The 22,634-nt window shown below is 66.7% G+C and carries 19 protein-coding genes and 4 tRNA genes; 11 read left to right on the forward strand and 12 right to left on the reverse strand.

From position 1 onward, the window contains the following. Window positions 1–138: 138 nt before the first annotated feature. Window positions 139–336: a helix-turn-helix domain-containing protein gene (locus tag RIF23_RS14740; protein ID WP_310913111.1), complete on the forward strand. Its 198-nt coding sequence runs from the start codon at window positions 139–141 to the stop codon at window positions 334–336. A gap of 91 nt (window positions 337–427) precedes the next feature. Beyond that, entirely contained in the window at window positions 428–1,876 is a 1,449-nt protein-coding gene (locus RIF23_RS14745; protein WP_310913112.1) for a tyrosine-type recombinase/integrase, read from the forward strand. 84 nt (window positions 1,877–1,960) lie between these two features. Here RIF23_RS14745 and RIF23_RS14750 read toward each other — a convergent pair. Both RIF23_RS14750 and RIF23_RS14755 read right to left on the reverse strand, forming a co-directional pair. Beyond that, a tRNA-Lys gene (locus tag RIF23_RS14750) sits at window positions 1,961–2,033 on the reverse strand. Window positions 2,034–2,216: 183 nt separating this feature from the next. Next, entirely contained in the window at window positions 2,217–2,678 is a 462-nt protein-coding gene (locus RIF23_RS14755) for a hypothetical protein (protein ID WP_310913113.1), read from the reverse strand. Window positions 2,679–3,163: 485 nt separating this feature from the next. Between RIF23_RS14755 and RIF23_RS14760 the strand changes: the two genes are divergently transcribed. After that, a complete protein-coding gene (locus RIF23_RS14760; protein WP_310913114.1) occupies window positions 3,164–3,421 on the forward strand; it encodes a PspC domain-containing protein in 258 nt (85 codons plus the stop codon). Window positions 3,422–3,463: 42 nt separating this feature from the next. Here the strand turns inward: RIF23_RS14760 and RIF23_RS14765 are convergent, their stop codons facing one another. Further along, window positions 3,464–4,834: an MFS transporter gene (locus tag RIF23_RS14765; protein ID WP_310913115.1), complete on the reverse strand. Its 1,371-nt coding sequence runs from the start codon at window positions 4,832–4,834 to the stop codon at window positions 3,464–3,466. A 170-nt stretch (window positions 4,835–5,004) separates the two neighbouring features. Then, the gene (locus tag RIF23_RS14770; RefSeq protein WP_310913223.1) at window positions 5,005–5,358 is read right to left on the reverse strand and encodes a metallopeptidase family protein; all 354 of its coding nucleotides are present in this window, start codon (window positions 5,356–5,358) and stop codon (window positions 5,005–5,007) included. A 45-nt stretch (window positions 5,359–5,403) separates the two neighbouring features. Here RIF23_RS14770 and RIF23_RS14775 point away from each other — a divergent pair, with 45 nt between their 5' ends. The 4 genes from RIF23_RS14775 (at window position 5,404) to RIF23_RS14790 (ending at window position 7,508) form a co-directional block, all read left to right on the forward strand. Next, a complete protein-coding gene (locus RIF23_RS14775; RefSeq protein ID WP_310913116.1) occupies window positions 5,404–7,062 on the forward strand; it encodes a metallophosphoesterase in 1,659 nt (552 codons plus the stop codon). 128 nt (window positions 7,063–7,190) lie between these two features. Then, window positions 7,191–7,263, forward strand: a tRNA-Glu gene (locus RIF23_RS14780). Between the two features lie 76 nt (window positions 7,264–7,339). Beyond that, window positions 7,340–7,414: transfer RNA gene (locus tag RIF23_RS14785), tRNA-Asp, on the forward strand. 20 nt (window positions 7,415–7,434) lie between these two features. Further along, a tRNA-Phe gene (locus RIF23_RS14790) sits at window positions 7,435–7,508 on the forward strand. 227 nt (window positions 7,509–7,735) lie between these two features. Here the strand turns inward: RIF23_RS14790 and RIF23_RS14795 are convergent. Beyond that, on the reverse strand, window positions 7,736–8,158 hold the full coding sequence (locus RIF23_RS14795) for an RNA-binding S4 domain-containing protein (protein ID WP_310913117.1): 423 nt from the start codon (window positions 8,156–8,158) through the stop codon (window positions 7,736–7,738). A gap of 303 nt (window positions 8,159–8,461) precedes the next feature. Here RIF23_RS14795 and RIF23_RS14800 point away from each other — a divergent pair, with 303 nt between their 5' ends. Next, a complete protein-coding gene (locus RIF23_RS14800) occupies window positions 8,462–10,033 on the forward strand; it encodes a glycoside hydrolase family 10 protein (RefSeq protein ID WP_310913224.1) in 1,572 nt (523 codons plus the stop codon). A 60-nt stretch (window positions 10,034–10,093) separates the two neighbouring features. On the opposite strand, the gene RIF23_RS20840 is transcribed toward RIF23_RS14800, so the two are convergent. Continuing rightward, on the reverse strand, window positions 10,094–11,971 hold the full coding sequence (locus RIF23_RS20840) for a nucleotide-binding protein (protein WP_407659474.1): 1,878 nt from the start codon (window positions 11,969–11,971) through the stop codon (window positions 10,094–10,096). Window positions 11,972–12,172: 201 nt separating this feature from the next. Between RIF23_RS20840 and RIF23_RS14810 the strand changes: the two genes are divergently transcribed. Then, entirely contained in the window at window positions 12,173–13,171 is a 999-nt protein-coding gene (locus tag RIF23_RS14810) for an NAD(P)H-quinone oxidoreductase (RefSeq protein ID WP_310913225.1), read from the forward strand. A 70-nt stretch (window positions 13,172–13,241) separates the two neighbouring features. After that, window positions 13,242–13,787 (forward strand): bacterial proteasome activator family protein, encoded by a 546-nt coding sequence (locus tag RIF23_RS14815; protein ID WP_310913226.1) that lies wholly within the window; start codon window positions 13,242–13,244, stop codon window positions 13,785–13,787. Window positions 13,788–13,871: 84 nt separating this feature from the next. Here the strand turns inward: RIF23_RS14815 and RIF23_RS14820 are convergent, their stop codons facing one another. Both RIF23_RS14820 and RIF23_RS14825 read right to left on the reverse strand, forming a co-directional pair. Next, window positions 13,872–14,471: a septum formation family protein gene (locus RIF23_RS14820; RefSeq protein WP_310913119.1), complete on the reverse strand. Its 600-nt coding sequence runs from the start codon at window positions 14,469–14,471 to the stop codon at window positions 13,872–13,874. Window positions 14,472–14,730: 259 nt separating this feature from the next. Then, window positions 14,731–15,747 (reverse strand): glycine betaine ABC transporter substrate-binding protein, encoded by a 1,017-nt coding sequence (locus RIF23_RS14825; RefSeq protein ID WP_310913120.1) that lies wholly within the window; start codon window positions 15,745–15,747, stop codon window positions 14,731–14,733. Window positions 15,748–16,145: 398 nt separating this feature from the next. On the opposite strand from RIF23_RS14825, the gene RIF23_RS14830 reads away from it, so the two are divergent. After that, window positions 16,146–16,625: a hypothetical protein gene (locus RIF23_RS14830; protein ID WP_310913121.1), complete on the forward strand. Its 480-nt coding sequence runs from the start codon at window positions 16,146–16,148 to the stop codon at window positions 16,623–16,625. Between the two features lie 180 nt (window positions 16,626–16,805). Here the strand turns inward: RIF23_RS14830 and RIF23_RS14835 are convergent, their stop codons facing one another. From RIF23_RS14835 to RIF23_RS14850, 4 genes are all read right to left on the reverse strand, one after another. After that, the gene (locus RIF23_RS14835; RefSeq protein WP_310913122.1) at window positions 16,806–18,818 is read right to left on the reverse strand and encodes a glycine betaine ABC transporter substrate-binding protein; all 2,013 of its coding nucleotides are present in this window, start codon (window positions 18,816–18,818) and stop codon (window positions 16,806–16,808) included. A 203-nt stretch (window positions 18,819–19,021) separates the two neighbouring features. Next, window positions 19,022–19,966: a glycine betaine ABC transporter substrate-binding protein gene (locus tag RIF23_RS14840; RefSeq protein WP_310913123.1), complete on the reverse strand. Its 945-nt coding sequence runs from the start codon at window positions 19,964–19,966 to the stop codon at window positions 19,022–19,024. An 87-nt stretch (window positions 19,967–20,053) separates the two neighbouring features. Further along, window positions 20,054–21,298, reverse strand: a complete 1,245-nt coding sequence (locus RIF23_RS14845; protein ID WP_310913124.1) for an ABC transporter permease — start codon at window positions 21,296–21,298, stop codon at window positions 20,054–20,056. Continuing rightward, on the reverse strand, window positions 21,295–22,569 hold the full coding sequence (locus RIF23_RS14850) for a quaternary amine ABC transporter ATP-binding protein (protein WP_456085741.1): 1,275 nt from the start codon (window positions 22,567–22,569) through the stop codon (window positions 21,295–21,297). The genes RIF23_RS14845 and RIF23_RS14850 overlap by 4 nt, the downstream gene beginning before the upstream one ends. Window positions 22,570–22,634: the final 65 nt, after the last annotated feature.

Genomic DNA, 22,634 nt, shown 5'->3' on the forward strand with positions numbered 1-22,634 from the left:
TGATTCCCTTTGAATGATGTGATTGCATCCATGCGCCTGTGAGATCAACACAGGCGTATTTTTGCTGGTCAAGCCATCGAATGCTCGGTGTATAGCCGCCACGCACACCACCGAGACACCAACCAGAACGGAGGACCCATGCCCAATCCCACTCTCCCCAAGCGGCTCTACCGCGTTACCGAGGCCGCTCAGATCCTCTCCCTGGGGCGAACCCAGACCTTCAAGGAAATCGCCCACGGCCGACTTCGAGCTGTTGGCTCCGGCAAGACCCGCCGCATCCCCGCCGAAGCGATCGAAGAATACGTGGAGCTGCTCAAGTCGGAGGCAGCCGCGTAGTCCACCGTTCTAGGTTGGGGCGCTTCCGGGGAGTCTCGGAAGCGCCCCAACTCCTGTCGAATGTCCCCCAGGAACAGAAAGGCAGGCAGACATGCCCCGGAAGGGCAGCAAGCGCACCCCGAACCTCCGCAGCAGTATCTACTACAGCGAAAGCGACGGCTACTGGCACGGATGGGTCACCATGGGCACTCGTCCGGACGGCCGTCCGGACCGACGTCATCGCAAAGCGGACAATGAGGACAAGGTGACCGCGAAGGTTCGCGAGCTCGAAAAGGCGCGAGACGCGGGGCAGCGGTCCAAGCCGGACCGCCGCGGTCAGACCGTCGCCGCGTGGCTGAACACATGGCTCACCGACATCGCACCCCGACGGGTAACCCAACACACCCTGGACACGACCTACGTACCCAAGGTTCGCCGAATGGTGGACGGAATTGGTGCTCACCGACTGCGGGACCTGGCACCGGAACATCTCGACGTCTTCTACACCAATCTGGCGCGCCAGGGACTCGCACCCAACACGGTGTTGCAGGTGCACCGGATCCTGTCTCGCGCCCTCAAGGTCGCCGAACAGCGCCAACTCATCCATCGGTCACCTGCCGAACTGATTGACCCTCCAAAGGGTGAGATCATCGACATCGAACCGCTGAACCAGCAGGAGGCGCAGCGCATTCTTCGGTCGTGTGAGAACCGTCGGAACGGGGTGCGTTGGTCAGTTGCACTCTCGCTTGGTGTGCGCCAGGGCGAAGCCCTCGGACTGACCTGGAACCGGATTCGAGCAGTATGCGGCCACTGCGGCTACACGGCACCCATGATGACCGTTGACGATGAATCACCCTGCGAGCTGTGCGGGAAACGCGAATGGCACCACGAGGCCGAAGTTGGATGGCAGATTCAGCAGGGGCGCTACCGGCACGGGTGCAACGACATCCCACATTGCACTCGCTACCGGCACCGGCGTCCCTGCCCGAAGAGCTGCAATGGGCACCATCGGGAGACCTGCACGCCGGGCTGCACGAAGAAATCCCACCAGTGCCCTGAGGTGAAACAGCCCTGCCCCACCGACTGCCACGGACACGCCCGCGAATGCCCTCAGCGAGTGGGTGGACAGTACGAGTTCGTGCGCCGCAAGGGGGCCCAACCAGGTCGAGGCACCGCACACGTCACGCTGGCGCTCCCACCCCCTCTGGCGGAGCAGCTGCGAGCGCATCACCGTGCTCAGTCGGCCGAACGGTTGCGCGCGGGTGAGCTATGGGAGGACTGGGACCTGGTGTTTGCGCGGCCGGACGGCCGACCAATTCCGTCAAAGTGCGACTACGACGACTGGAACGCGATCCTTAGGACGGCCGGCGTGCGTCGCGCCCGCGTGCACGACGCACGCCACACCGCCGCCACCCTGCTATTGACCCAAGGTGTGGATGTCCGCACCGTTCAGCAGATCCTGGGGCACTCGAGCGTAGGGCAGACACAGCGCTACACGCATGTAACGCAGCAGACGACGCGCGACGCTGCCTCGCGCATGAGCAAGGCTCTGTGGGGTTGACGCGCAGCATCGATTGCAACCTCAATTGCAACCGATCAAGACGTGTGCACGGTCACAAGAAGCAATCGCCCTGGTCAAGCTGGGTGGGCCCCCAGGGGATCGAACCCTGAACCCGCGGATTAAAAGTCCGCTGCTCTGCCAGTTGAGCTAAGGGCCCGCGAAACGTCCCCTTTGGCCAGGGGGTTTGTCCGCTCCCGCGATTTTACCCCAGGTGCGAGACCAGGAGACAGCAGAGGATCACGTGGTGCGGGTGTCGGCAGAGCGGGTGTGATGCGCGCCCGTGGCGCTCCACCGGGCGGGCACGGTGGTCGGAGGCTCGGATGGTCCTGCGAGACGACCCTCAGAGTTCCACGTTCGCCTCGACAGCCTTCTCGATGGGGAAGAACTCGGCGCCGACCAGCCCGTCCAGAAGGTCGTCGACGAGGCGTGCGCGCTGGCCGTGGTCTAGCGTGGCGATGTAGCTCATGGCTTCGGTGGCGTCGGCGGTGACACTCACCCGTGTGCCCGCGGTGACCGTCACCCAGCCCCGCTCCACGGCCGGACCGGTTTCGGGCCAATACATGTGGCCGTTACAGCTGGTCACGTCGGCCAGCCGCAGGGTGCCACGTAGTACCCGCCAGTCGGCCAGGGCGGAGATGGTACGGTGCCGCGCCCACTGGAGGTACATGTCCTCGATGGCCTCATCGGAGGTGTTCCCGGCCCACCGGCACACCTTGCAGCGGTCCATGGCCGCGGCGAGGAGCTGTCGTGCCTCGGCGGTACGGAGGGGAACCCGGGGCTCGTGGACGTGGGCGTGCACCATCCGAGAAAGGATAGCTGCGGACGGTGCCGCTCGTCAGTCGGACACCGAGCCGGGCACGTTCCAGGGGATCAACCAGTGGCCAGCTCGTTCGCCTCCCTGTGGAAACGCCCACCCGGATGGGCACTGTCGCGGATGCGTCGCGGATATGTGCTCCCCACTGCCTGCGCTGTCGTGCCCCAGACGTCGATCCAAACCGTCGCCGTGGGTCTGATCTGGTTGTCCCGCCTGTACCGCCCGCCCCGTTTGTCTCGGTGTACTCGTGGACCCGTCGTTGACGGGGGCGGGGAGCGCCAGGTCGTCCGGTTACCGGTACGCCCCGGGGTGCGGTGGGATTCTGGGCACCGTGTCTCGACATCTCGCTGCTGTGGGGTTCTCCTGCGGGGTGGCGGGTGGTCGCGAAGGTCCGACGGTCTCAGGGGAAGATCGGGGACAGCCCGGGGGTTCTCCCGATGGGAAAGTCTGGTGTTGTGCGGCACCGTGGAGGTATGAACAACGATATGGAGAACCGCAGCCTTGCCCGCAGTACCGACAACCGGATGCTCGCCGGTGTGTGCGGTGGTATTGCCGAGTACGCGAGAATCGACGCCACGCTCGTGCGGCTGGCTTTCGTGGTGTTCACCCTGTTCGCGTTGACCGGCGTTCTCGTGTATGTGATTGCCTGGTTGATTATCCCTGAGCGTGGCTCGGACTCGGCGCTGGTCCAGGACATCCTGAACAACGTACAGAACCGCAACGACCGGTAGTGGTCCGACCGTTACGGTTCTGGCGGGTTGCCGGTCGCGGTGCTACGGGGTGCGCACCTGCTCCAGGACACCGGGCATGACCCGGTGCCAGGGCCGGGTGAGTAGGAGTGCCAGGACCACTCCGCACGCTCCCGCGAGCGCCACGGTCAGCTGTGTGCTTGTCACGGCGAGGAGCAGGCTTCCCAGGAGCATGCCGAGCCCCTGAACGGCCTGGAGCCCGGACGCCACCAGGCCGAAGGCTCGGCCGCGACTCTGTTCCGGCGTACACAGGACGAAAGCCGCGTTCGCCACGAACTGGTACGAGCCGCACATTCCAGACACGGCCAGAAGTCCGAGCAGGATCCAGAGTGGGGGGTCCGCCGCGAATCCGAGAAGGGGAGCGGAGGTGAGGACCGCCAGTGGGAGCAGCAGTCGCATACGTAGTGCTGGGTTGACCAGCCGGGTGAGAACAAGGCCGCCCACAAGGGCACCCACGGGAACCGCCCCCATGATGAGACTGACGGTTCCCGCATCGCCCCCCAGCTCGTCGGCCAAAGGGTTGGCCAGGGCGAGTGGAACTGCGTAGCAACCCGCGAGCCACGCCAGCAGCGTGAGGGTGCGCAGCCGGTAGTCCACGGCCACCATGCGGAAGCCTTCGAGGGTGATGCCCCAGTATCGGGAGTTGTCCTCGTTGTCGGCCAGGGTGCTGGGGCGGAACCGAACTCCGGCCCAGACGATCAGGGCGGCGAGCGCGAAGGCAATACCGTTCAGCAGCATTGTGGAGTTGGGGCCGATCAGGGTCAGCACCGCTCCACCCAGGAGTAGACCACCGATTTGGCCGGCCTGCGTCGTCAGGTTGATGATCGCCGAGCCAGCCACGTAGCGCTCGCCTTGGACGATGTCCGCCATGAGCGCGGCCCGTGCCGCCGCGAACGGCATCGTCGGCAGGATGACGAAGAACAGCAGCGTCCAGATCGCCCACACCGGCAGGCCGGGCCAGCCGATCGCGAGGACGAGTATTCCCCGGATCAGGTCACTGGCGATGATGATCTGGCGGCGAGGGAAGATATCGGCAAGGCCGGCGAGCAGCACCCCTCCAACTGCCTGCGGCAGGAACGTCATGGCCAGGGTGATACCTGAGGCCACAGCGGAGTTGGTCTGCTGGTACACCAGCACGGTGACGGCGATACTGAGCAGGCTGGTTCCGGTCATGGACAACACGTGGCTCAGCCACAGTGCCTGGAACTCCCGCACACTCATCACGAGTCGATAACCGGAGCGCCAGTCGGTGGGGGGTGCCGTCCCGGCGCTGCCCTCCTCGGCCGGTTCTTCCACCGGCTGGCGGGGCGATTCGGCCTCGCCGTCCGTATCGCTGTGTTCTTGCTCGTTCTCGCTGTGTGACTCGTTGGGGCGTCCTGAGGGGATCTCGTCCATGCTGGTGGCTCCTTCGTGGGTGGCAGGCGAGGATCGGGGAGCTCGGTAGTGCCTACCGGCGGACACGCCGACACCGAGGACAGCACTCAGCGTCGCATTACACTAACCAACTGTCCCCAACTGGTTCGGGGTGCGCAACCAGTTCCGAAACTCACGTTCTTCGCCCGTGGTCACCCCCAGCCGAGCTCGGTAAGACGCTCGTCATCGATCCCGAAGTGGTGTGCGATCTCGTGGACAACCGTGACCAGCACCTCTTCGACAACCTCGTCCTCGGTGGTACAGATGGCACAGATCTGGAGCCAGTAGATGGAAATCTGGTCGGGAAGTACTCCCGCGTACCCCTCACCGCGTTCAGTCAAGGGAACGCCTTCGTAGAGCCCGAGGAGTCCCGGTGCGGGGGGCTCATCCTCGAGGAGGATGACCACGTTGTCGATGTACTGGGCCAGTTCCTCGGGAATGCTGTCCAGCGCGTCGGCGACGAGCTCTTCGAAGTGCGTGCGGGAAATCTCAATCACGCCTCGTATTCTGCGACATGAGCGCTGAGGTGGCCACGAGAGGGGGATCCGGGCATGGAGGTCGGTGGCCTGTCGGCACGGGTCCGCACCGCGGCACGCCGGACCGTTCCAGCCCTGCGCCGGTGGGTTGCCGCGACACGTCGCAGCCGTCTCGCCCGGTGCGCAGCGGTCGCCGGAACGTCGGTGGCCGGAGCTGTTCTCGGGCTTGCCCTCGGCGCCCAGGTGCAAACCCCGGTCGGCCCTGCCGACGTGACACTCTCGGCCCGTCCCGCGCTCACCGGAGAGACGGTGCTGAACGTTGCCCCCCTGGGCAAACTCAGTTTCGACACCCACTCGAGTCCGCTCCGGGTCGAAGCCACGATCGAGGAGATCCGCATGGCTGCGGCGGAGGACTTCCTGGAGGACCCCACGGCCATGGATCGGCTCGCGGGCAGCGTCGTCGAAGAGGTTCGTGATGGTGCCGTAGCCCTACTGGCCCGGGCACTGGGCATGGCCGCGCTGGGCGGAGGGGTCGTCGCACTACTGGTGTTCCGGGACCTGCGTCGTGCCGCATGGTCCACGCTTGGCGGCGCTGGGTGTGTGGTCGTGGTCAGTGCCGGGGCTGCCGTCAGTTTCAACCCGGCCTCGGTGTCCGAACCCCGTTACACCGGCCTCCTGGTTGGGGCGCCCCAGGCCTTCGGCGACACGATCGAGGTCGTGGACCGGATCGAGGAGTACCAGCGCCAGTTGGCGGGGCTGGTGGTCAATGTCTCCCAGCTGTACGAGGCGGCCTCGGCACTCCCGGACTATGTGGACGAGGGGGAGTCGGAGACCATCCGTGCCCTACACGTCTCCGACCTGCATCTCAATCCGGCGGCCTGGAGCGTGATCCGTTCCCTGACGAACCAGTTCAACGTGGACCTGGTGTTGGACTCCGGGGATCTGACCGAACGGGGCAGTGCGGCCGAGGACATTTTTGCCGACGAGATCTCGACCCTGGATGTTCCCTACGTGTGGGTTCGGGGCAACCACGATTCGATGGGTACCCAACGGGCTGTCGAAGCCCAGGAGAACGCGATTGTGCTGGACGGGGACACCGAGGAGGTCGCGGGACTGCGGGTGTTTGGGATGGGGGATCCCCGGTTCGCCCCGGACCAGACACAGCAGGTAACTGAGCAGGACGTCCGCGATCTCGGTGCCGAGCATGCCGCGGAGGTCCACGACGCCGCTGTGGCTGCCGACGAGGGCGACGGTAACGACGGCGAACAGGAGGACACACAGGAGGAGAACGGTGACGCCGAGGTGGAGGGGGTGGATCGGACGGGACTCGACGTGGTGCTCGTCCACGACCAGATCCAGGCCGAGGCGTTCAGTGGACTCACTCCCCTGGTCCTAGCTGGGAGTGAACACCGGCGTTCGGACCATCTGGATCCGGCCGGGACCCAGTACCTGGTGCAGGGTTCCACCGGCGGTGCCGGCCTGCGTGGCCTGGAACCCCGTGCGGGGTCGCCGACACCCTTGCAGGCCTCGGTACTGTACTTCGACGTTGACACGGGGCGGCTTCAGGCACGCGACGATGTCGATCTGGGTGGCCTTGGTCTCACTTCCGCCCAGATCGAACGGCATGTGGCCCAGGAGCCCGATCGGGAGCTCACTCTCCCGTCCCAGCGGCCGAGTCCGGACGGCCCCACGATGGAGGACGGCCGGAATCCCGGCGATGACGAGGAGGAGTAGGCGGGACTGCGGGTAGTCTTGAGGGTGCGGGGACGGACGCGATTTTGCATTGAGGCTGCTCTCCTCTATGCTTTAGCTCGTCCCCGACGGCAGGCGAAGCGGGAAATGGCGACTCGTTCGTCGTCGAGGCCCCCATCGTCCAGCGGCCTAGGACGCCGCCCTTTCAAGGCGGTAACGCGGGTTCGAATCCCGTTGGGGGTACGAGCCGGACCGAGTGTACGAAGCACTCACAGCGTCTGGCAGAATGGAGGAACCGCCACAGCGCGGAACACGGCAAGGTCCTGTGGAGCAGCTTGGAGTGCTCGCCACCCTGTCAAGGTGGAGGACGCGGGTTCAAATCCCGTCAGGACCGCTGGCACTGAGTGGTGCTGGGGTCAGGTAGCTCAGTTGGTACGAGCGTCCGCCTGAAAAGCGGAAGGTCGGCGGTTCGACCCCGCCCCTGACCACGCGAAACAGACTGCATGAACGCCCCGCGACCTGCGACGACAGGCGCGGGGCGTTGTTGTGTGTTGGTGGGGCCGGCTGCCGTGCCTGTCGGGGTGGCATGTCGGGGTGGGGTTGTGGCGCTTCTGGCGTCTGGGGGGTGACCCCCAGCGCATGGGGGCCAAGAAAGGTCGATGGGGGCAGCGGGCATCGGCCGAGTTTCCGCGTGGTGAGGCTGCGGCTGGGATGCCTAGATCGGCCTGCTGCCGCGGAACCGGTCCATCTGACGGCGTTCCCGCTTGGTGGGGCGGCCGGCGCCGCGTTCCCGTTTCGGGAGCGGTGCTGCCGGCTGACTTGTGGGAGCGGGTGTGTGGTCCACATAGCAGCGACGTGCGATCGGGGCACCGACCCGTTTTTCGAGGACGTGTGTGACCTCGACGATGTGCTCCCGGCCGTGTAGGCGGATACGGATCGTGTCGCCGGCTCGGACCGGGGCGGCAGGTTTGGCGGTGCGGTCGTTGAGCCGTACGTGTCCACCGCGGCAGGCCTGGGCAGCCTCGGCTCGCGTTTTGGTCAGGCGTACCGCCCACAGCCATCGATCAATCCGGGTGCTTTCCGGTCCCGACGGCAGCGTCGGGTCCGGGTCGGAATTGGCCTGGCTCGACTCCCCCACGGTCAGTTCCCTCCGGCCGCGTGTCTGTACGTGGGGCACGGAGTGGGGTCTGGACACCTGCCCTACCATGCCCTGGTTCGCACTGTAGCGTCTGTGGCCCGGGCTTCCGTTGGGGAGACACTTTTGGAGACCTCCTGCGAAGTTCCTTCAGGTTCCGAAGGTTTTTTTCTAGGGTGTGGCTCACACAGCGTTCGGGTGCCGGGCCCGATTCCGCGATTCTCGGAGGAGTCCATGCCCCATGAACCTCCCGCCGCCGATCCGATCCACATTCGATCCCGCCGCCACCGGTTACCCCACACCTGGATGCGGAAGAGCACGTCCGTCGCGCTGGCTGCCTCGATCGCCGCGGTAACCCTCGTTCCGCTCCCGGCCACGGCGGCTGGGTCGGCATCCCAGAACGGTCAGGAGTGTTCGGTGCAGTCTTCGGTTCCGGATAAGCACCAGATGCGGGCCGAGTGGATCGCCGGGGTTTACAACATCGACTGGCCTAGCGCCGCGGGCCTGGATGTGGCGGAACAGCAGGCAGAACTACGCGAGCTGTACGACGAGGCGGTTGACAATGGGCTGAACGCGGTGTTCGTTCAGATTCGCCCGACCGCTGACACGTTCTGGCCCTCGGAGTACGAGCCCTGGTCCGAGTGGCTGACCGGAGAGCAGGGCGCCGACCCTGGCTATGATCCGCTTGAGTTCGCGATCGAGGAGGCACACGAACGCAACCTCGAGTTCCATGGCTGGTTCAACCCCTACCGGGTCGCCATGCACGACGATCCGGAGCGCCTTGTCGACGATCATCCGGCGCGGCAAAACCCGGACTGGGTCTTCGCCTACGGGGGCCAGCTCTACTACGACCCCGGTATCCCCGAAGCTCGGGAGTTCGTGCAGGACGCGATGATGGACGCGGTCGAGAACTACGACATGGACGGCGCCCACTTCGACGACTACTTCTACCCCTATCCTGTGGACGGCGAGGAGATTCCCGACGCGGAGACCTTTGCCGAACACGGCGGCGAGTTCGACAACATTGGAGACTGGCGGCGCGACAACGTCAACCGGCTGATCGAGGAGTTCGGTGAACGGGTCTCCGCTGCCAAGCCGCACGTCAAGTTCGGGGTGAGCCCGTTCGGAATCTGGCGCAACGCCGACAGTGACCCGGATGGTTCCGCCACCAGCGGGCTGGAGTCCTACGACGCGATCTATGCCGACTCCCGCACGTGGGTGCGTGAGGAGTGGGTGGACTACATCAATCCGCAGGTCTACTGGGAGATCGGCTTGGAGGTTGCTGACTACGCCGAGCTCGTACCGTGGTGGGCCGACGTTGTCGCGGGCACGAATGTGCAGCTCTACATCGGCCAGGCTGCCTACAAGGTCGGTGGCGCCGGCTGGGAGGACCCGACGGAGCTCAGCCAGCACCTCACCTTCAACCGGGACTATCCGGAAGTGGCCGGGGACGTGTACTTCAGTGCGACCTCACTACGTACGAACGCGGCTGAGGCCATGGAAATCGTCGTCGACGAGCACTACACCCACCCCGCCCTGGTGCCCGTCCACGACGGCCTGGGCGGAGAGGCTCCCCCCGATCCCCTGGTCCGCGGTGCCACCCATGACGAGGAGACCGGAACCGAGCTGCGCATCATCTCCCGTGACCGGGACGCCACGGCCTACTACGCGGTCTATCGCTTCGACGGGCCCCCGCAGCGGCCGGAACAGGTCTGTGCCCTGGCGGACCCACGCACCATGGTGGGCACCGTACGCGCCGACGGCACCGAAACCACCTTCCTAGACGAGCAGGGAACACATTCCCAGACCTACTACGTCACCGCCCTGGACCGGCTGCACCACGAGAGTGGACCCAGCCGTCCCGTCCACGTGCGCTGACGGCAGCGCGGCGGTGTGCGGCGCGGTGCCCCACCTTCCTGGGTGCCGCGCCGCGTTCGCCTATCGAGGCCAGGCGAAGGCTTCCCCAACGTTGGCCGCGAGCTGGAGGTAGGCATCCCGTGTGGCCGAGTGCAGTGAGGGAAGATCCACCTCGGCTCCCTCCTCCAGGTGCGGATCCCACGGGACCCGCACGACCGCGCGGCAGCGTTGCCGGAAATGGTTCTCCAGCTGGTCCAGGTCAACGGAGGTCTTGCCCTTGGGACGCACCATCGACAGCACCACCACGGCTCCGTGGACGAGGTGCCGGTACTGGTGTGCGTCCAGCCAGTCCAGTGTGGCGCTCGCGCTTCGGGCCCCGTCCACGGACGGCGAGCTGATCAGGACGATTTGGTCCGCCATCCCCAGGACTCCCTGCATGGCGGAGTGGAGCAGGCCGGTGCCACAGTCCGTGATACACACCGAGTAGTAGTGCTCCAGCAGGGCCGCAACCTTGCGGTAGTCGTGCTCACTGAACGCCTCCGAGACCGCGGGGTCACGATCGGACGCCAGGATTTCCAGGCGACTGGGCGCCTGCGACGTGAAGGCGCGTAGCTCGTGGTACCGCCGGATGTGCTCCCGCTCATTGAGAAGGTCCCGGATGGTGGCCGCCGTTTCCAGCTGGACCTTGTCCGAAAGAGTGCCCCGGTCCGGGTTGGCGTCCACGGCCAGGATGCGGTCACCTCGCAGGCTTGCGAGCGTCGAGCCCAGGGCAACCGTCGTTGTGGTCTTGCCGACACCGCCCTTCAGGCTCAGCACGGCCAGCCGGTAGTGTCCGCCCGCGACGGGAGTCTTGACCCTGGACACGAGTTCCCGGTAGCGGCGCTGACTACGCGACTCCCCCGGACGCACCAGACCCAGGGTCGCCATGGACACGGTTCGGCGCCAGCCGTGCTCGGAGACGCTGCTGGTCCCGCGTCGGGGAACCAGGTCTTCGGTGCGTAGTGATTCCGCCGAGGGGGGAGGTGCGATCTCCTCGGCGCTGGGGTAGTGCGCACTGGGCATGCCGGGAGTCGCTTCCGCAGCGGCCTGCCGCGGTTCCCCAGACCCGGGTGGCGCCGGCGGCGCGGTTGGGGACGGCGATGGTGGTGGAGGTGGTGCCGCTGCCTCGGGGGGTGGGTCCACCGCGAACGGGGCACCGGTGGGTGGCGGCGGTTGCGAGGAGGGCGGCGCATCTGTCGGCGATTGTGCCGCAGGCGGCGACGACATCGGCGGAAGTGGTTCGGGCTCCGGCAGTTCGGTATCCGGCGCAGCCGCAGGTCCGCTTCCGGCTGGGGGGCTCGACGTTCTGCCCCGCTCCCCCGATGCGGTGGACGGTTCCGGGAAGGCCGGCCCGTGTCCCGGGCCCTGTGCTGGTGCGGCCGGAGGTGGATTCACCGGAGTAGCCGTTTGGTCCACGTGTCTGGCGTCCGTGTCCCGCCCGTCCCGGGGACGGTGCGCACCGTTCTGCACGGCTGTCCCCGGGGACGGGCCAGATCCGGGGGTGGGGCTGGGCGGCGCGCCCCCATCGTGGGGTGGGCCGTCCGGCGGCAGGGGTTGTGCCGGGGGAACCTCGGAGCCTGGATGCGGCGGGTCGCCAACCGGCGGTGCTGCCGCGGGATCGAAAGCAGAGGGAGAACCGGGTGGCGGCGTCGGTGGCCGGTGCTGGTTCTCCCAGGCGGGCTGGCCCTGCTCACCGGGCGGAACAGGCGCCGGACCCGGCGCCTGGGCGTATGGAGGCGGCGGTGGCTGTTGTGGCAGACCGAACCATTGCCCGGCCGGGTCGTTCTCCGGAGGCTGCGAGGAGACGGCGTCGGGTGCATTCTCCGGGGGTGCACCATCTCGGTGTCGATTCTCGTCCGGGCCCGTCACCTCGGGGTAAGGCTGGGCGTCCTCGCGAGCTCCACGCTCGTTGTGTGCCACCGCAGTTACTCCTCAGCGCCGCGACAGGTCGGGGTGGGGGTAACGGCTCCGGGCTGGGCCGGAAGGGAGATCGGCTCGAACCTGGAGCTACACCCCGCATCCCCGCATTTGCTGCCAACCACCCTAGGGCCATGAGGCAAGATGCACCCAGCGGGCACCGATGTCACGGTGATGCACGGAACTGCCGGTAGCGTGGAACGCATGCGCGCGATTGTGGTGGAGGAGCCAGGCGGGCCGGAGGCGCTCGACTGGCGCGAGGTCGCCGACCCCGAACCGGGGCCGGGCGAGGCGTTGGTTGAGGTCGCTGCGACCGCGGTGAACCGTGCCGACATGGTGCAGCGGGAGGGACGGTATCCACCGCCTCCCGGAGCGTCGCCATACCTCGGGCTGGAGTGTTCCGGCCGCATTATCGGCTTCGGTCCAGACACTGGGGACGGGACCCAGCCGACGGGAGGCTGGGCCGTTGGGGACGAAGTGTGCGCACTGCTCAGCGGCGGGGGATACGCCGAACGGGTCACGGTGCCAGTGGGCCAGCTCCTACCGATCCCGCGGGGAGTGGGCCTCCAGGAGGCCGCCGCCCTGCCGGAGGTCGCGTGTACCGTCTGGTCCAACGTGTTCATGGTTGGCGGCCTCCGTGCGGGTGAATCGCTCCTCGTGCACGGGGGAGGCAGCGGGATCGGCACCTGCGCGATCCAACTCGCCACGGCGCGGGGAGCCCGCGTGTTCACCACGGCGGGCAGTGCGGAGAAGCTCGACCAGTGCCGGGAACTCGGTGCGGCGGTCGGCATCAACTATCGGGACGAAGACTTCACGGCCAGAGTGAAGGAGGAAACCGACGGGGCCGGCGTGGATGTCATCCTGGACATCATGGGCGGGTCCTACCTGGACGCAAACCTGCGCGCCCTGGCTGTGGGAGGCCGACTGGCCATCATCGGTCTCATGGGTGGGCGGACCGCTGAGGCTGATCTGGGGCGCATGTTGGTGCGCCGCCTCTCCGTCCACGCAACGACGCTGCGGTCCCGGCCGGTCGCTGAGAAGGCCCAGATCGTGAGCGAGGTGCTGACGCACGTGTGGCCGCTTGTGGAGAGTGCAGACGTACGTCCGATCGTGCACCGCCGGATGCCGCTTGCGGACGCAGCCTCCGCGCACCGAGTTGTCGAGTCCAGCGAACATGTAGGCAAGGTTCTGTTGCAGGTGTGAGGCACGGCCGGGCCTCGGGTCCCTCCCGACGGCTGTGGTCCCGTGCAGTGAGCCGCGAGGTGAGAGCATGATGAGTAGTCATTCGGATGAGCAGGAGCAGCCGGTTCTCGTCGTGGGTGGCACAGGTGCGGCCGCGGGTTCTTCGGAGCACGGCGACGAGCAGTCCGGTGGTGGCGAGACCTCGGTTGCCGAGATGGTCGAGCAGCCGGCGAAGGTCATGCGCATCGGGAGCATGATTCGGCAGCTGCTGGAGGAGGTCCGCGCGGCGCCCCTGGACGAGGCCAGCCGCAGTCGGCTCAAGGAGATCCACCGGAGTTCCATCTCGGAACTGGAGGATGGGTTGGCCCCGGAGCTCGTGCAGGAACTGGAGCGGTTGTCCCTGCCGTTCACCGAGGAGGAGCGACCCAGCGACGCGGAGCTTCGGATCGCGCAGGCACAGCTCGTCGGCTGGCTGGAGGGTCTGTTCCACGGCATCCAGACCACCCTGTTCGCGCAGCAGATGGCCGCGCGCAGCCAGCTGGAGAATATGCGTAAGGCCCTGCCCGCCGGCATGTCGCAGGGCGGTGGCGACGGCCAGCACGGCCAGCAGCGCGGGGCCTCGGGCCCGTACCTGTGAGGAGGAATCGGGGCGGCCAGGTTCCGCTCGGTGCCGTGGGTTCCGGCGCTGACCGCCCCGCGCGGGTAGCTACTCGGCGGGCAGCTACTCTTCCACTCCCTCGAGTGATCCCACCGTCTGCCCGTCGTCGTCGTAGATGACACAGATGACCTCGTGATCGCCCATGTCCCAGCCCTCAGCCGTGGGCCACCATTCCGTTGTCCAGTAGATCGATGCGCCCCAGGGGACGCCAACGAAGTCCTCGAACGCGTCCCCGGTACACAGGTCTGAGGCCTCCTGCTGGATGTCCGCCTCCCCGGGGTAGTCACGATCGGACTCAAGTTCTTCGATCGCGAAGACCTCGCCGTCGTGGGGTTCACTACAGGGCACAACCGGCATGACGGACACTTCGCCCTCCGCCATGCTCTCGTGGTTGATGCACTGCCCTTCCTCGATATCCATGACGTCGACGAACTCTTCGTCGGTACCGTCCGGCTCCGGCTCGTCCTGCGGATCGGGATCGTCCCGGGTTTCCTCGGTGCGATCTGGGGAATCGGCGGGCGTGGGGTCCGGGGTTCCGCCTCCGGGTTCCTGGCCCGCGAGTTGTTGGGCGATACCGCAGGAGGACAGGACGAACGCGGATGCGAGTGTCACGGCGCCGACGGTCAACGGTCGCGTGCGGGTGCGCCACGGTTGGGCTGGCATCACGGACTCCTAGGCAACGAGTTGGGACGAACGGAACCAGACGATACTCACGTTTCAGCCGGCAGCGGCAGTAGGCCGGCCAGGACCAGTGTCCGAACCGCGGAGTATTCCGGCACGGTCTTGGACGTGTGCGTGTGTCCCAGAGGTTCCGGATGAACCGAGGAGGGCCCTCCTCGCCCGTGGAACGCCAGCGATTCTGCCCCGGTCATCGGGGGTGTGGCCAGCGCGCCGAGCCGAATCGCCCAGGTGGCTCGTGTGTTTAGTTGAGGTTGATGTCGTCGGCGTGGTCGCCGAGGGTGCGGTCGAGGAAGTCGGTGTTGTCTTGGAGCCAGACGCGGGCGCCTTCTTCTTCGTCGCCTTCGTGTTCGTTGACGACGAGGTTGGTGAGTTCGGCGATCTCGTCTGGGGACAGGTTGAAGTCGCCGAGCCATTCGGCGACTTCGGGGGCGTCGTCGCTGAAGCCGTCGCGGGCGATGGACTCCAGGGTTTCGCCTTCGCCGAGGGTGCCTTCGGGGTCCTCGAGGTCCTTGAGGTCGTACTCGGCGTAGGCGGGGTGGGGACGCCACAGGGTCACGACGATGGGCTCTTCGGCGGCGATGGCCGAGTCGAGTTCGGTGAGCATGCCGGCGGTGGAGGATTCGTCGTGGGTGAAGTCGTCGTCCAGCCCGTAGGTGGGCATCACTTCGTCGTTGGTGAGCTGGGCGAGGCCGGAGCCGGATTCGATGCCGACGATTTGGTTGTCGAATAGGTCGGCGTTGTCGGCGAGGTCGGCGATGGAGTCCACCTCGTCGACGTATTCCGGCACGGTCAGGTGCAGGGTTGCGTCGTCGTACCAGGCGCCGAGTTCTTCGATGTCCTCGCCGTACTCGTCCATGTATTCGCCGTGGGTGTCGGGCAGCCAGGTGTCCAGGAACAGGTCCACGTCGCCCTGGGCCACGCCCTGGAAGGTGGGGGCGACGTCCAGCTCTTCGATGCTGACGTCGTAGCCCTTCTCTTCCAGAATGACCGACCACAGGTGCGTGACCGCGATCGCCTCTTCCCAGGGGATCAGCCCGATACTGATCTCCTGACCCTCACCAACATCCTCCTCCGGAGTCGGCTCGGTCTGTTCCGGTGGGTTGGTGGGTTCGAACGTGGTGCTTGGAGGCTCGCCTCCGGGTTCCTGGCCGGCGAGTTGTTGGGCGATACCGCAGGAGGGCAGGACGAGCGCGGATGCGAGCGCCAGGGGGACGACGGTCAACGGTCGCATGCGGGCGCGCAACGGCTGGGCTGGCATCACGGGACTCCGGAACGACGGCGGGAACGCAGCCCAACGATACTGGTGGCTGGCCGGTTCGGTGGGCCGGAACATGTGGCCGGTTCCGGTAACCCGGGGGTGATCACGCGGACGCGAGGCCGGAGTGAGTGGCCGATCGCGTTGTGGCCGCGGTGCGAACTCCCGCTGCTGTATCTGTTGTTCTCCGTGTGTTCGCGCTGTCGTCGTTCACCGCCTGCGTGCGGGGCGGCGTCGCCGCGGTGGAGCCGGTATCCTCTGTGGCACCCCTGTTTCGCATCGTGGTGACCGTCTGGTCCCGTGCCTTCACAGTTTCGCCCGTCGCTACCCCTCTGCACCCGGTAGGGTGCATGCACTATCCCCCGGTGCTGTCCGTAGTTGAACGAGAGAGGCGTCGCCTCGTGTCCGACAAAGTCCGGCTGGTCTGTCCTGTGGGACGCAAACGTGCCGCAACCTGGAGTGGCGGAGGTGCGCTGGCGGTGGGGGCGGTTGTGCTGGCCCTGTCGCCCGCCTCGGTGCCGAACCAGATCGGTGCCGTGCTCTGTGGCGCGGCCGGCATCGTCCTGCTGGTTCTGGGCATGCGCTACCACACCCCCGTGCTGGAGGTGGATGCTGCCGAGTTCCGCTACACCAGGGGGCGCTACATCGTGCGGATCCCGTTCTCCGAAGTGGGATCCTACTTCCTGGTTGATGGGCAGACCCGCTCCCTGGGGCTGTGTGACCCGGCTGGACGGCCCCGTGTCTTCCCCTCGGTCGAGGGGCGGCGTGCCCGCCGTCCCTATCTTCCCCTGACCCGGTCGGTGTCCCGCCGTGCGGTTGGCGAGTTCATGGAGATGGCGGGGATTCCCCCGCGGGAACGCTCACTGCGGTCGGGGGCCTGAGCCTGGAGAGCCACACCTAGGGAGTGTTTCTTGAACGCTTTCGGATGAGGGAGCGGCTCTCCAGGGCGAGGCCCCGCAAGCCGATGTGCGAACGGCATCCTGGTTTGGCTGTGTGCGCGCATCGGCGCAGCGAGCGTCGTCCTGGGAGACGCGAGCCCGACATGGTTCACGAAACAGGACCTAGTTCAGGTGCACCTCGGAGGCGTCGTCTCCGAGGGTGCGCTCCAGGAACTGGGGATTCCCGTCGAGCCAGGCGCGGACCGCGTCCCGCTCGTCCTCGTGCTCCTCGAAGAAGATTTCCTCGAACAGTGTGACGAGTTCGTCTTCGCCGAGGTGGAACTCCTCCAGCCACTCCCGCAACTGGGGGTGATCCGCGCTGAAGCCGTCCCGTGCCAGGGCGTGGAGCTGTTCACCGTCTCCCAGGGATCCTTCCGGATCCGCCAGGTCCTTGAGGTCGTGCTCCGCGTAGGCGGTGTGCGGGTGCCACAGGGTGACGACCACGGGTTCTTCTTCCCGGATTGCGTAATCGAGTTCCACGGTCATCGCTGCGGAGGAGCCCGCGAAGAGGTCGATGCTGTCCAGGCCGTAGTCGGGGAGGACGTGTTCCCGGGTGGTGGACATGTGTCCCGAGTCCTGTTCGATACCGATGATCTGGTTGTCGAACAGCTCAGCGTTCCCCGGGAGGTCGGCGATCGAGTCCACCTCCTCCACATAGTCCGGAACGGTGAGGGTCAGGACCGCATTGTCGTACCAGGACCCGAGATCCTCCCACCGGTCGGAGTATTCGTCGGCGTAGGCGCCGTGGGTGTCCGGGAACCAGGCGTCCAGGAACAGGTCGACGTTTCCGGAGGCCACGTCCTCGAAGGCGGGCTCCACGTCGTGTTCCACGATTTCGACCTCGTGCCCGGCACCGTCCAGGATCGTCGCCCACAGGTGCGTCACCGCGATGGCCTCGTCCCAGGGAATCAGGGCGATCTGGATGACGTCGTCGTCGACGTGTTCCTCCTCGTCCGCCCCGGGGAGGACGAGCCAGGTGCCAACCCCGAGGACCAGGGCGAGCACGGCCGCCGCGACGGTGGCGAGCACTGCGATCCGCGTGCCGGGCCCGGAGCTGTCCTCGTCATCGAGTGCGGTGTCGGCGTCCCCTGGTGGTGGCGGGGTCGGGGGGTAGGCCGACATGTGGGGCGTGGCGGCCCCGTCGGATCCCGGAGTGATTGGGGGATTCCAGTTGGATCGGATCACCGCGTCGGCGATGTCGGTGGTGCTGGTGCTGTCGGCCTCCGCGGCAGCTGCGGCTGCGGCAGCCGTGGCACCGCCCTTGGCCACCATGTACACCAGTTCGGCGGCACTGGGACGATCGGTGGGATCCTTCGCCAGCGCTCGTTCCACCGGTTGGGCCAGGTCTGGGGGGAGGCCGGACAGCTCGGGCTCCTCGGTGAGGACCCGCTGCATGAGGTCCTCCGGAGTTCCCGTGCCGAAGGGGTGCTGGCCGGTCGCGGCGTAGGCCACGAGTGCTCCCCAGGTGAAGATGTCGGAACGGGGGCCGGCCTGGCCGTTGATCCGTTCCGGGCTGAGCCAGGCGGGAGACCCGGTGAGGGCGCCCACGTTGGAGATCGGGTCCCCGTCCACAGCCTGTGTGATGCCGAAGTCCAGCACGGTCGGGCCGTCCGGCGCGAGGATCACGTTGGCTGGGGTGAGGTTACGGTGCAGGATGCCGGTGGCGTGGATTCCCGTGAGGGCCTCGGCGACCCCCGCGGCCAGTGCCCGCGACATCCCCGCGGACAGGGCACCCTGGCCGCCCACCCAGCGGGCCAGGGTCAACCCGGGAACGTAGGCGGTCGCATACCAGGGGTGGGTTCCCTCCGTGGCCCCGTCCAGGAGGGGCGCGATGTGCCGTGCCCGTACCCGCTGCATCTGGGCGATCTCGGTCAGGAAGGCGTCCACGGCTTCGTCGTCGGGAAGATGGTCCGTGGAGATGAGTTTGACGGCGAGCCACCGCCCCAGGGCATCGGTGGCACCGTAGACCACGCCCAGAGTTCCGGCCCCGAGCCTGCCCTGTACCGCGTACGGGCCGATCGTCGAAGGGTCGCCCTGGAGGAGCGATTGCAGCGGAGGCCAGGGTTCCTGGGGTGCTTTCCGGTGCAGAGCCGGCTCTTCCGGCTGGTGCATGGGGGACTGTGGGGGGAACGTCACGGGGGATCCTCCCGGTGCGGGGCCTCTGCCGAACACTTCCATTGTTGCTGGCGGGCGCGGTGTGTGCCACGTCGGGAGGGATATCCCGACGGCCGTCATGTCCTGAACTGGGAATTCGTGCGGGCGGCCGGTTCCGGCCAGCCAGCCGCATGTGGGCCGTCCCGTTCCGGGACGGCCCACATGCGTGTCGAATGCTCGTGTGTTTAGTTGAGGTTGATGTCGTCGGCGTGGTCGCCGAGGGTGCGGTCGAGGAAGTCGGTGTTGTCTTGGAGCCAGACGCGGGCGCCTTCTTCTTCGTCGCCTTCGTGTTCGTTGACGACGAGGTTGGTGAGTTCGGCGATCTCGTCTGGGGACAGGTTGAAGTCGCCGAGCCATTCGGCGACTTCGGGGGCGTCGTCGCTGAAGCCGTCGCGGGCGATGGACTCCAGGGTTTCGCCTTCGCCGAGGGTGCCTTCGGGGTCCTCGAGGTCCTTGAGGTCGTACTCGGCGTAGGCGGGGTGGGGACGCCACAGGGTCACGACGATGGGCTCTTCGGCGGCGATGGCCGAGTCGAGTTCGGTGAGCATGCCGGCGGTGGAGGATTCGTCGTGGGTGAAGTCGTCGTCCAGCCCGTAGGTGGGCATCACTTCGTCGTTGGTGAGCTGGGCGAGGCCGGAGCCGGATTCGATGCCGACGATTTGGTTGTCGAATAGGTCGGCGTTGTCGGCGAGGTCGGCGATGGAGTCCACCTCGTCGACGTATTCCGGCACGGTCAGGTGCAGGGTTGCGTCGTCGTACCAGGCGCCGAGTTCTTCGATGTCCTCGCCGTACTCGTCCATGTATTCGCCGTGGGTGTCGGGCAGCCAGGTGTCCAGGAACAGGTCCACGTCGCCCTGGGCCACGCCCTGGAAGGTGGGGGCGACGTCCAGCTCTTCGATGCTGACGTCGTAGCCCTTCTCTTCCAGAATGACCGACCACAGGTGCGTGACCGCGATCGCCTCTTCCCAGGGGATCAGCCCGATACTGATCTCCTGACCCTCACCAACATCCTCCTCCGGGCCGGTCGCCACCTCCTCGTCTGCGCCGTTGCAGGCGGTGGCCAGGAGGGACACCGATGCCACGGCGGCGCCGAGGGCGGTCAGTCGGCTGTTGCGTTTGGTCAGTCGCACGTTGATCACCTCTGAATATCTGTGCGGTTTGGACCGAGAGGTCTGGCGTGACGTCACACCTATCGGATTATGCGTGCTCGGGCGCCGTCAGGCAGCGGCGGCTCGCCGTCGGGCCCGTTCGGCGGGGGAGAACCGGGTCACGGAGCTCGTGAGCCGGTCCAGGAAGATCGCCAACAGGACCACGGCAATACCCCCTTCAAACCCGAGCGCGCTGTCAGCCTGGGCGATGCCGGAGTACACGGTGCTTCCGAGTCCCCCGGCACCCACCATTCCGGCGATCACCACCATGGAGAGGCTGAGCATGATCACCTGGTTGACACCGGCCATGATGGTGGCCAGAGCGAGTGGGAGCTGGATGCCCCGCAGAATCTGGGTGTTCGGTGCCCCGAAGGCCTCACCGGCCTCCACCAGCTCCTTGTCGACCTGGCGGATCCCGAGTTCCGTGAGGCGCACCCCGGGCGGCATCGCGAACACGATCGTGGCGATAACACCCGGGACCTGTCCCACACCGAAGAAGGCGATGGCGGGAATCAGGTAGACGAAGGCGGGCATCGTCTGCATGAAGTCCAGCACTGGCTTCACCAGCGCGCTCACCCGGTTGTTGTACGCCGCAATGATGCCGATGGGGACGGCGATGGTGACGGCGGCTCCGGTGGCAACCAGCACCAGGGCCAGGGTGCTCATGGCTTCTTCCCAGCGGTTCATACTGACGATGAGCATGAATCCGAGAAGGGCGAACACGGCCAGGCGCCAGCCCGCCACCGCGAAGGCGAGAGTGGCGAATAGGAGTACCCCGAAGACGTCGAAGGGCACCCCGAACGTGTGCTCACCGAGCAGGATCACCAGCAGAGCCACCACGGCGCCGCCCGCCAAGATCCACTGGGAACGGGCCGCGGTCGTGGTGAAACTCAGCGCCGTCACGGCCAGAAGCAGAGCCAGGGCGACCAGCAGCGGCGGATAGACGAATTCGCTGTCGAACAGGCCCATCGCCCATTGGAACAGGGGCGCCGGCAGTTGGACGATGGCGGCTGTGGCCACGCCCCCGGCGAGTTCGGCCACCAGCAGGGCGATGTAGGAAACCACGGTGATCAGGACCGGGAGTCGTACCTGCTGGCGCAGCAGCCCAAGCGCGATGACGGCACTGGCGAGGACGGTGAGCTGGGTGGCCGAGGGCTCGTAGAGGAAGTCGCCGAGAGCACCGACGATGGTGTCGATCACCAGGCCGATGGCGTCGAACAGCGGCCCCAGATTGTCCCGGAGCCAGTTGATCAGGTTTTCGAACGCCGTCCCGACGGGGATACGCGGCAGCTCGATTGCCGCCTGCGGACTCACTGCTGTTCCTCCTCGCTGGTCGCGGTAGCGCCGTCCCCGGTTTCGCCCGGTTCCTCCTCGGGCGGTTCCGTCTGCTCGTCGGAGGTGGCAGAGCCGTTCTGTGAGGCCAGCGCCGCCAGCAGCGTGACGCGGGGAATCACGCCCACCAGGCGTTTCTCGTCGTCCACCACGGCCAAGGGGTAGGGTGTCTCCGCTGCCTGGTGGAACAGTTCAGCCAACGGGGTCTCGGGACTGACCTGTTCCACATCGTCGTTGACCAGATTGTCGAGCTTGGTGACACCGGTCCGTACGGCCTCGCCGATCGCTTCCTCCCGCACGATGCCGACCAGGCGCCGGTCGCGTCGTACGACGAAGGTCGTGGCAACCTGGTTGTCCCGCATGGTGCGCAGGGCGGTGCGGGGGCCGCTACTCGGGTCCACCACCGGGATCGGTGGTTCCATGACCGAGGACGCGGTCAGAACCCGGGTGCGGTCCACGTCTTCCACGAACTGGGCCACGTAGTCGTTGGCCGGATCGTTGAGGATCTCCTCGGCGGTACCGATCTGGGCAACCCGACCGTCCCGCAGGACGCAGATCCGGTCACCGAGGCGCATGGCCTCGTTCAGGTCGTGGGTGATGAAGACGATCGTCTTGCCGAGGGTGTGTTGGAGCTCGAGGAGCTGGGACTGCATATCGCGGCGAATCAGAGGGTCCAGCGCGCTGAACGCCTCGTCCATCAGGATGATGTCGGTGTCGGCCGCGAGTGCCCGTGCGAGACCCACCCGCTGGCGCATGCCGCCGGAGAGCTGCTCGGGCAGGTGGTCCTCCCAGCCGTCCAGTCCGACGAGCCCCAAGGCCTCGCTGGCGCGTTCCCTGCGCTCGGGACGCGGAATACCCTGCACCTCCAGCCCGTAGGCAGCGTTCTCCAACACCGAACGGTGCGGGAACAGGGCGAAGTGCTGGAAGACCATGCTGATCTTCTTGCTGCGCAGGGCCCGCAGGTCGCGATGCCCGAGATCGGTGATGCTGGTCCCGTCGATTTCGACCGTGCCGGCGCTCGGCTCCAGCAGGCCGTTCAGCATACGGATCAGTGTGGATTTCCCGGATCCGGACAGACCCATCACAACGAAGATCTCTCCGGCCTTGACGTCGAAGGAGACGTCAATAACGGCGGCAGTGACCCCCAGGTCCTGGATCTCGTCCCGGTGTCGGCCATCGGAGAGCAGCTCGACAGCCTTGCTCTCCCTCCTGCCGAACACCTTGTAGAGGTCGGTTACACGTACTGCTGGCACGGTCTCCTCTTCGTTCCTGTAGCCGGCAGGGACAGGTTTGCTTCCCGCCATCACCACCCGAGCCC

It is taken from the genome of Lipingzhangella rawalii (assembly GCF_031628175.1).
Lineage (GTDB): Bacteria > Actinomycetota > Actinomycetes > Streptosporangiales > Streptosporangiaceae > Lipingzhangella_A > Lipingzhangella_A rawalii.

Excerpts from the sequence above, each read along its gene's own strand:
- RIF23_RS14740 (WP_310913111.1), top strand. The coding sequence starts at position 139 with ATGCCCAATCCCACTCTCCCCAAGCGGCTCTACCGCGTTACCGAGGCC.
- RIF23_RS14815 (WP_310913226.1), top strand. The coding sequence starts at position 13,242 with ATGAGTAGTCATTCGGATGAGCAGGAGCAGCCGGTTCTCGTCGTGGGT.
- RIF23_RS14745 (WP_310913112.1), top strand. The coding sequence starts at position 428 with ATGCCCCGGAAGGGCAGCAAGCGCACCCCGAACCTCCGCAGCAGTATC.
- RIF23_RS14755 (WP_310913113.1), bottom strand. The coding sequence starts at position 2,678 with ATGGTGCACGCCCACGTCCACGAGCCCCGGGTTCCCCTCCGTACCGCC.
- RIF23_RS14825 (WP_310913120.1), bottom strand. The coding sequence starts at position 15,747 with ATGCCAGCCCAGCCGTTGCGCGCCCGCATGCGACCGTTGACCGTCGTC.
- RIF23_RS14765 (WP_310913115.1), bottom strand. The coding sequence starts at position 4,834 with ATGGACGAGATCCCCTCAGGACGCCCCAACGAGTCACACAGCGAGAAC.
- RIF23_RS14775 (WP_310913116.1), top strand. The coding sequence starts at position 5,404 with ATGGAGGTCGGTGGCCTGTCGGCACGGGTCCGCACCGCGGCACGCCGG.
- RIF23_RS14800 (WP_310913224.1), top strand. The coding sequence starts at position 8,462 with ATGCGGAAGAGCACGTCCGTCGCGCTGGCTGCCTCGATCGCCGCGGTA.
- RIF23_RS14820 (WP_310913119.1), bottom strand. The coding sequence starts at position 14,471 with ATGCCAGCCCAACCGTGGCGCACCCGCACGCGACCGTTGACCGTCGGC.
- RIF23_RS14810 (WP_310913225.1), top strand. The coding sequence starts at position 12,173 with ATGCGCGCGATTGTGGTGGAGGAGCCAGGCGGGCCGGAGGCGCTCGAC.
- RIF23_RS14760 (WP_310913114.1), top strand. The coding sequence starts at position 3,164 with ATGAACAACGATATGGAGAACCGCAGCCTTGCCCGCAGTACCGACAAC.